The organism is Hyalangium sp. (assembly GCF_035629615.1).
Lineage (GTDB): Bacteria > Myxococcota > Myxococcia > Myxococcales > Myxococcaceae > Hyalangium.
In genome coordinates, this window is sequence record NZ_DASPHO010000032.1 from 1 (window position 1) to 8,258 (window position 8,258).

The window sequence follows — 8,258 nt, forward strand, 5'->3', positions numbered from 1 at the left end:
AACAGGCTACCTTGCGGAGAGTGTCCAGCATTGCTTCCAGAGCGGCGCAGCGCCGCTCCCGCGCTCGAGGCGCTGAGGCTGATGACTTTGGGACCTCTCCCGGTCGCTCGCGCTGAAGAGTCTCTGGGCCGTCACACCTCCCGTTCCGGCCGCACCTGAGGCGGCCTCTCAGTCCTTGTTCTACACCATCGCCGAGGCCGCATCGATGAAGCCCTCGGAGGCCAGTGACTCCAGGCGCGCGAAGTACGCCGTGCGCGCCTCCGCGTCCGTATCAAACCACAGCTTCTGCCGGCGCGGCTCGCCCAGGCGCGGGCCCCACTCCACCGCCACCACCTTGCCGTCCAGCGAGACGCGGTACACCTGCTCCTGCCCGCTGACCTCGCGCCGCACGTAGGAGCGCGTCTCCGCGCGGATGAGCTTGCGCCCCTCCGGCGTCTGCCGCAGCGCCTCCTCCGCCGCACGCTGCCGGGCGTAGGCCAGCCGCAGCGCCATCATGTGCTCGCACGGGCCCTCGCGCAGCCCCGAGCGTCGGAAGTGCGGGCAGCCGCAGCTCGCCTCCTTCACCCGGCCCTCGAGATCCAAGGTGAAGGCGGGGAAGAAGCTGCGCACCGCCTCCCGGTCCACCACCTCGCCGTGGATGCGGGTGCCCTCGCCCACCACGTCGTGCACCTTCGTCACCTTCACCTCGCCCGCGCCCGGCCCGCCGTCTCCCAGCAGCCGGTGCGCCCGCGCCTCGCGCTCGCTGCCGAAGCGGATGACGGCCTCGTCCACGGGCGTGGGCATCAGCTCGCGCGGCCGGTACGCTCCGCGGGCCATGTCATAGAGGATGCGTCCGCGCAGGCACTCGAGCTGCAGCGCCGCTCGCACCGCGTCCTTCGGCGCCCCCGCGCCCGCCACCAACGTCTCGAAGGAGAGCGGACCCTCCGAGCGCAGCCGCTGGCGCAGCTTCTCCGAGAGCCCCTCCGGCACCGCGCGCGGCATCAGCACGTCGAAGGCCGCCGCGCTGGACCAGCCGCTCTCCGTCCACCCCGTGAGCCCCAGCGTGAGCGTGGCCGCGCCCATGTCCACCACCCAGAACACCGGCAGGCCCGGGCCGAGCAGCTGCACCCGCACGCTCTGGGCATGGGGCAGCAGCCGCGCGAGGGCCGTCAGGCGCTGACGGCCAAACGTCCGCACCACCGCCGGCGCCGAGCCCGTGTACACGGGGCCGTGGCACTCGAGCACCAGCTCCCACGGCTCCAGCACCATCCGCGGCGGGGCTCCGGGCACCAGCTCGAAGCGCAGCGCGCGCGGCGCCTTCTTCGCCTTCCGGGTGCGCAGCGCGAACAGCAGGTTGTAGAGATCGATCGGTGACAGCGTGCACGTGCTCGCCGGGAGCGTGGCCGCCGACTGCACCTGGAGGAAGCCGCGCAGCCAGGCGTGGGGCACCTCCACGTTGCGCGGGGGGCGGGCCTCGCGCGAGGGCAGCGCCACGTGGGCCTCCAGGGACAGCGGCACGTAGGTGCGCAGCCGATCCACCTTGGCCAGCAGGTCCGGTGGCACGTCCAGGAAGGTGGAGCCGTGCGCCGCCTCGCGCCTGTCGAAGAGGCCATTGTCGAAGGCCAGCCGCGCGTAGGCGCTCTCGTCCCGGGAGAAGACCTCCACGGACACCTGATCCGGATCCACGGTGAGTACTGGATCCAGCACCGTGTCCTTCTGCTCCTCGCTCTGGAGCGAGGCGTCCAGGAACGCCTTCTGCGCCTCCCAGATCTGCGCCGAGGCGCGCTTGCCCTGCTTCATCAGATAGGCGAGGTACGCGGTGCGGTCCCTCCCGCGGTAGCGCAGATCGCTGGCGAGGACACCGAGCGTGGCGGCCAGCGCGTCGCGGAAGAGGGCAGGCTCACGCACCTGGCCGCGGAGGCCTACGGTGCCGCGGGAGCCCTCCAGGGCCAGCAGCACGCGCGAGGCCTCCGCGCGGGTCTCCACCTCACTCGCGGTGGCGTAGCGCAGCTCGACGGGGTGGCGGGTGGCGGTCGTCACGACGGGCTTCCTCCCTTCCGGGCGCGCTCGGCGGCCCGGCGTGCACGTTTGTGGGCGCGGTAGGCCGCCTTGCGCAGCTCCACCGACTGCCCCTTGTCGAAGGCCTGGCCGCGCAGCACCTCCGCGGCATCATCGCCGCCCATGCGGCCCAGCGCGGCCCAGGAGTCCTGCTTCACCTCAGGTGTGCCCCCGGTGGCCAGCGGCTGCAGGGGCTGGAGCTGGTGCTCGGCAATCACAGCGGGGAGCGCCACCCGGCGGCCTTCGGAGGAGGTGAGCGACTTCGTGTCGCGCAGCCCCACGCCCATCGGGCCCACGGCCACCGGATCGAACGGCTTCATCGCCAGCGCCCACTCGGCGCGGTCCGGAGCCAGCCGGGCCAGGGAGGCCGCGGCGGCCTCGCGCACCCGGGCATCTGGATCCTCCAGCGTGGTGCGGAGTGCTTCCGTTGCGGCAGAGAGCTCCTTGGGAGCGGAGAGGACGGGCTTCGCACCCGCCTCGGCCGTGCCGAGCGTGCCCAGCGCGCGTGCCGCTTCCTGGCGCACCTCCGCTGGAGCCCCGGCAGCGCCACCCAGGAGGATGACCCGAGCCCCGGTGGCCAGCTCCGCTACGCCGAACCTCGCGCTGGCCCACAGCAGCCGCTCCCAGGCGCGGGCCAGCGGTGGCCGCTTCGGGCCGGGCGCGGAGGCCCACTCGGAGGAGGTACGGCGCTCGGCCTTCGCGAGCGCCCCGGAGAGCGTGGCCGAGTCCGAGGCCGGCAGCGGTGCGCGCGGCTCACCCGTCCACGTGCCGATGACGAGGGCTGCCTCCTCACGGGCTTGGGGCTGCTCGTGGGCGAGCAGCGCGGCCAGCTCGGAGACGGGCAGGACTCCCCGCCGTGCCAGGCCTCGGCGGAGCCTCCGCCGCAGCGCCTCGTCCTTCAGCGTCGCCAGCCGGGGAACGAGCAGCGCGGGATCGGCCTCCTCGGCCAGGTACGTGGCGGCGGGCTCGGAGATGTCAGAGAAGCGGCTCGCCACGGCGAGGAACTCGACGCGCACCCGATCCTTCGGGAAGAGGATGTCGAGCGCCTTGCGCGCCTCCTTGCGCAGCTCGAAGTCGTAGGCGTCCAGCACCGTGGACAGGGCGTGCTCGGCCGCCACGTCGCCCAGCTTGCCCAGCTCCGCCGCGGCGGTGAGGCGCACGGGGTTGGAGGTCGAGTCGTCAGTGAGCAGCGCCTCGATCTTCACCCGCGCGCGCTCGCCGCCGATGTACCGCAGCCCGCGCACGCCTGCTTGCTGCTGCTCGAAGGAGTCCGACTCGACGGCTTCGGTCTCCACCTTCTCCTCGACGCGCTTGCGCTGCTCGCCCTCGGGGAGCTTCGCGGCCAGTCGACCCAGGGCCTCGATGGCGGCGACGACCATGCTGGGCTCGGCGGGGGCCTCGGGAGTGCCACCCCCGGCCACAGTCTCCAGCTCGGCCAGGGCCCGCCCGTCTCCCAGGGTGCCGAGCGCGAGGATCGCCCGCTCGCGCTCCCCCACCTCGCCGGCGCGCGAGTACAGCAGCAGCGGGCGCAGCGCGCTGGGGAGTGCCTTGAAGGCAGCGGCCTCGGCGGCGGGCAGCATCAGCTCGCGAGCCCCGGCGCGCAGCACCTCCTCGATGGGCTCCACCTTCGCGCCTTGATGCACGACGCGCTGGGAGTAACGAGCCACAGCCTCGCGGCGCACTGTCTCATCCCGATCGGCGAAGAGGCTCAGCAGCAGCGCATCCTGGCCCGCGTCAGCGCCGTGCTCCAGCTCGGGCGGGACCGCCTGACGCACCGCCACGTCCGAGGAGCGCACGGCCGAGCGCAGGAAGCGAACCGCCAGCGCCGCGTCGCGCAACTTCATGTCCCGGGTGCCATCGGGTAGCAGCTTCACGTCCCGGTCCGCCACCGCCATGGCCGCGGTGATGCAGGCCAGGCGCACGCTGGGGGCCTCGTCCTCGAGCACCTGGCGCGCCAGCACCTCCACGGCGTCCGGGTGGCGGGTGCGGCCCAGGGCGTTCACGAGGTTGTTGCGCTCGTCCAGGCTCGTCGAGGTGCGCAGCCGGCCCGCGAGCGCGGCCACCGCGGCGGGCGTGGCCAGCCGGGCCAGAGCCTCCATGGCGCGCTTCGCGTTGGCCGCGTTCTCCGAGCGCAGGAAGGTGTTCAGCACCTCCACCGCCCGGTCATCCTTGCGCCAGGCGAGCAGCTCCGAGGCGCGCATGCGCAGATCCTCGTGCTCGCTGGCCATGGCGCGGCCGAGCGCCTCGGTGACACGCGAGTCGTTGGCCCCGGCCAGGCGCTCGATGACGCCGACGCGCAGGTCCGCGTGCTCACTGGAGAGCGCGGCCAGCAGCGGCTCGAGGCTGCCCGCGGGGCTGAGCTTCTCCAGCAGCTCGAAGGCGTACTTGCGCACGTCCGGCAGGGGCGAGTTGAGCGCAGCGGTGACGCGAGGCCGGGCGGCATCCCCTCGCGTCGCCAGCTCGTCCAGCGCCGCGCGGGCCACGTCCTGCGAGAGCGAGGCCAGGGCCAGGGCCAGGGGCTCATCCGAGCCAGCGGGGTACAGCTCCTTGAGGCCGGCGAGGGCCGCCTTGCGCACGAGCTGGTGCGGATCCTCCAGCGCGCGCAGGAGCGCGGCCACGGCGGCGGGCTGTCCGGCGAAGCCCTCCTGGGTGAGCTTCACCACGCGATCCACGGCATCGCGGCGCACGCGGTGGCCCTCGTCGTCCCCAGCGGAAACCTGCCGGAGCAGGCCGACGTAGGCGCCAAAGGCCAGCCGGCGCAGATGCTGGCGCTCGACGGAGGCCAGCGCCTCGGGGGAAGGCGAGGCAGCCTCCTTGGTGGAGGAGAAGAGGCGCCGCAGCCAGCTCTTCGCGGCCTTCTCCGCCTCGGGCCGGGGCTTGGGCGTGGTCTCCGGCTTCCACGGCTGCTCCAGCGAGCGCGGGCGCGCCACCTTCTGGGCCTCGCGGAAGTAGTCCAGCGGCTTGTGACGGAGGTTGAGCACCTGGGCGGCGGCGTAGCGCTGCTCGGAGACGTCGCTGGCGAGCGCCTCGGCCAGCCCCACCATGCGGCGGGCGCGCTCGTCCTCGGCGGGCCACTCCTTCAAGTCGCCGGCCTTCTCCGGCTTGGGCGGCAGCAGGGCCTCCACGAGGTAGGCCTGGTACTCCGCCGGATCGGCCCGCAACTCCAGGGCGCGCGCGGCGGCGTAGCGCACCTCGGGCCGAGCGCTGGAGAGGGCGCTGGTGAGCAGGTCCGGCGGCTCGCCGCGGCGCGAGGCGCGCAGATCCCTGGCGAGGATGATGGCGAACACCATCTCCTGGACCTCGCGGGTGCGGTCCTCCAGGCCGTGGAGCATGCCGCCCTCGCCCTCGGCGCCGAGCGCCGCGAAGGAGAGGATGGCGCCCAGGCGGATGGGCTGGTGCTCGTGCCGCAGCGTGCCGGTGAGCACGGGCAGGGCGCGCGCGTCACCGAGGCGCGACAGGCCATCCGCGGCCCAGGAGCGCACCGCCACGTCCGCGTGGCCGAGCGCATCCAGCAGGTGGCCCTCGTCTCCCCGGCGGCAGGCGGTGGCCAGGCCGCGGGCACCCTGCTCGCGCACCTCGCCCAGCTCGTGCTTGAGGAGGGTGGTGGCGTAGAAGGAGAGCAGCCGGCGAGAGCCCAGCGTGGCCAGCGCGCTCGCGGCCCGGGCGCGCAGCGGGTTGAGGGACGGGGGCAGGTAGCGGCGCTCCAGCTCCTTGTCGGTGATGAGGACGCGCATCGGCTCGATGATGTCCTCGGCACCGCGCGCGGCGAGCAGCTCCGCGGCGCGCACCTTGAGGGGCAGGGCGGCGGAGAGGAGGCCGGCGAGCAGCGGCCCGTTCTCGTTGGGGACGAGCTTGTCCAGGGACTCCAGCGCCTGGAGGTGGACGGAGGGCTCCTCGTCCTGGATGAGCTTGAGCAGGGGCGAGCGCATCGCCTCTACCGGAGCGTGGACGGCGTTCTTCGCCCCGAGCGTCCGCAGCGAGGCGTGGGTCGTCTCGAGCGTCGCGAGGTGGGGCTCGGGCTTCTCCTTGCCCACGTGCTTCACCCACGCCTCGTAGGCGGCGGTGGCCACGCCCGCGTCGCGATCCTGCACGGCCTTCTTCAGCCGCTCGAGCGCCCAGTCCTCCTTGGAGCGCGTGGCCAGCTCCTCCACGGCGCGTAGGCGCAGGTCCGGGAAGCGTCCGTCCAGGGCGCGATCCAGCGCCTTCTGTGGCTCCTTCTCGTTCCAGGCCCAGAGGGTGCGGAAGGCCTCGCCGCGGACCTTGGCGGCCTCATCCTCCAGCGCGTTGCCGAGCAGCGGCTCGGCGCCTTCCGGGCGCTTGCCCTGCGCGCCCAGCTTCACCAGTCGATCCAGGCCCCGGACGCGCACGTCCTCGAAGCCCGAGCGCAGCGCGGCCTCTGCGCTGGAGAGTGGCGCCTCCGCGTCCAGTGCCACCACGGCGTCCAGCGCCGAGGACCGCACTTCCGCGTCCGCGTCATCCATCATCCACACCAGCCGCTCGCGGGCGCGTGCGTCCTGGAGCGCCTGGAGCGCGGTGGCCGCCTGCCGGCGGATGGAGGCGTCCGGCTCGCGAGAGAGCTGGAGCAGTGCGCCCAGGGCTCGCGCATCGCCGAGCTGTGCCAGCCCACGGGCTCCGCGCACCGCGGTGTCAGGAGTGCGGCAGGCCATGGCGGCCAGCAGCGGCTCCAGGTCGGCCTCGGGGAGCGATTCGCCGGGCTGGCCTTTGCCGACGAGCTTCTCGAGGAGCTTGTCGCGGGCGGTCGTCACCTCGCCCTCAGTGGAGAACTTCCCCGCCTGTCCCTCGGGGGACGCACGCTTCGCCGAGAGCACCATCCGGCGGGCGATGTCGCGCACGGCGAGGCGGAAGTCCTCGTCCTTCTGCTCCAGCACCTGGGCCAGGGGCTTGTGCTCCAGCACGCGCACGGTGAAGGTCACGCGGCGCACGTCCGCGTCCGCGTCATCCAGCGCGCGGGCCACCAGCGGCTGCAGCTGCGCGGCGCCGAGCTGCCCTGCGCTCGCGGCGCGGATGAGCACCTCTACCTTTATATGGGCGGGGCCTCGCTCGAAGGCCGTCTTCAGCGGCTCGGTGCTGCCGGCGGGGGACACCTCGGTGAGGGCGTCGAGCGCGGCCAGCCCCACGTTGGCGTCGCTGTCCGTGAGCTTCCCGGCGATGAGGCCTGGTACCAGCGGAGAGGTGCCCGCGAGCTTCGCCAGCCGCTTGAGGCCGGAGATGCGAATGTCGGCGAAGCGCGAGTCGAGCGCGGTGCGCGGGGCGGAGAGCGGGGTCTCCTCCAGCGTGGCCAGCGCCTCCAGGGCAGCGGCGCGGACGGCGGGGTGATCGTCATCCAGCCGCTCGCGCAGCTTGGGGCGAGCGCCGGCGCGGCCTCGGGCGGCGAGCTCGGAGGCGGCCAGCTTGCGGACCTCTGCTTCCTTGTCCGAGGAGAGCACCTTGAGGACGAAGTCGAGCGCCTCCGGCTCCTCCAGCGCGACGGCCTCGCGCACGGCGGCCTCGCGCTTGGGCCGGCCTCCGCTCAGGGACTCGGTGAGGGCGTCGAAGCCATGGGCGTAGTCGAGCTGCTCGTCTGAGGGCTTGCCATCCGGCTCCGCGGTGAAGCGGTACACGCGGCGATCGTCGCCGCCGGTGAAGACGTGACCCAGCATCACCTTGGCCTGCCGTGCGTTGGGCGGCGGCGCGAAGGCGAGGGTGTGCAGCGGCTTGCTGCCGCAGTCGAGGGTGCGAGGCTTGCGGCGCTCGTCCAGGCGCCACACCTTCACCTTGCCGTCGGCGCCCGCGGTCCAGAACCGATCGCTGGGCTCCTGGCCGGGCTCGGCGGTGGGGGTGGGAGGGAAGAAGAGCGCGAGCACCGGCCCGGCGTGGCCGGAGTCCTTGTCGCCACGCACCTCGAACTCGACGGCGCCGACGAGGTACCAGATGCGGATGCGGCCATCATCGCCCGTGGAGGCGAGGCGCCCGTCGCGCGGGGTGAAGGCCAGGGCGCGCACGGGGCCCTCGTGGCCGGCCATGTCCCGGCGAGCGCTGGTGGCCAGGGTGAAGGAGCGCACCACGGCGTCATCGCCCGCGCACGCGACGAAGGTGTGGCTGGGATCCACGGCCACGGCGCGCAGGGGCTGCGGAGAGGCCTGCCACTCGTGAAGCTTCTTCCCGGAGTCGAGCGCCCAGCCGCGCAGGAACCCGTCCACGCCCACCGTATAGAGGCGCTG

At 73.6% G+C, this 8,258-nt stretch carries 2 protein-coding genes; both read right to left on the minus strand.

Annotated features, from left to right (window positions below; translation table 11 throughout):
* Positions 1 to 180: 180 nt before the first annotated feature.
* Positions 181 to 2,019: an SWIM zinc finger family protein gene (locus VD972_RS01425; RefSeq protein WP_324979578.1), complete on the minus strand. Its 1,839-nt coding sequence runs from the start codon at positions 2,017 to 2,019 to the stop codon at positions 181 to 183.
* On the minus strand, positions 2,016 to 8,258 hold a 6,243-nt coding region (locus VD972_RS01430; RefSeq protein WP_324979581.1), incomplete at its 5' end, for a HEAT repeat domain-containing protein. The genes VD972_RS01430 and VD972_RS01425, both read right to left, overlap by 4 nt.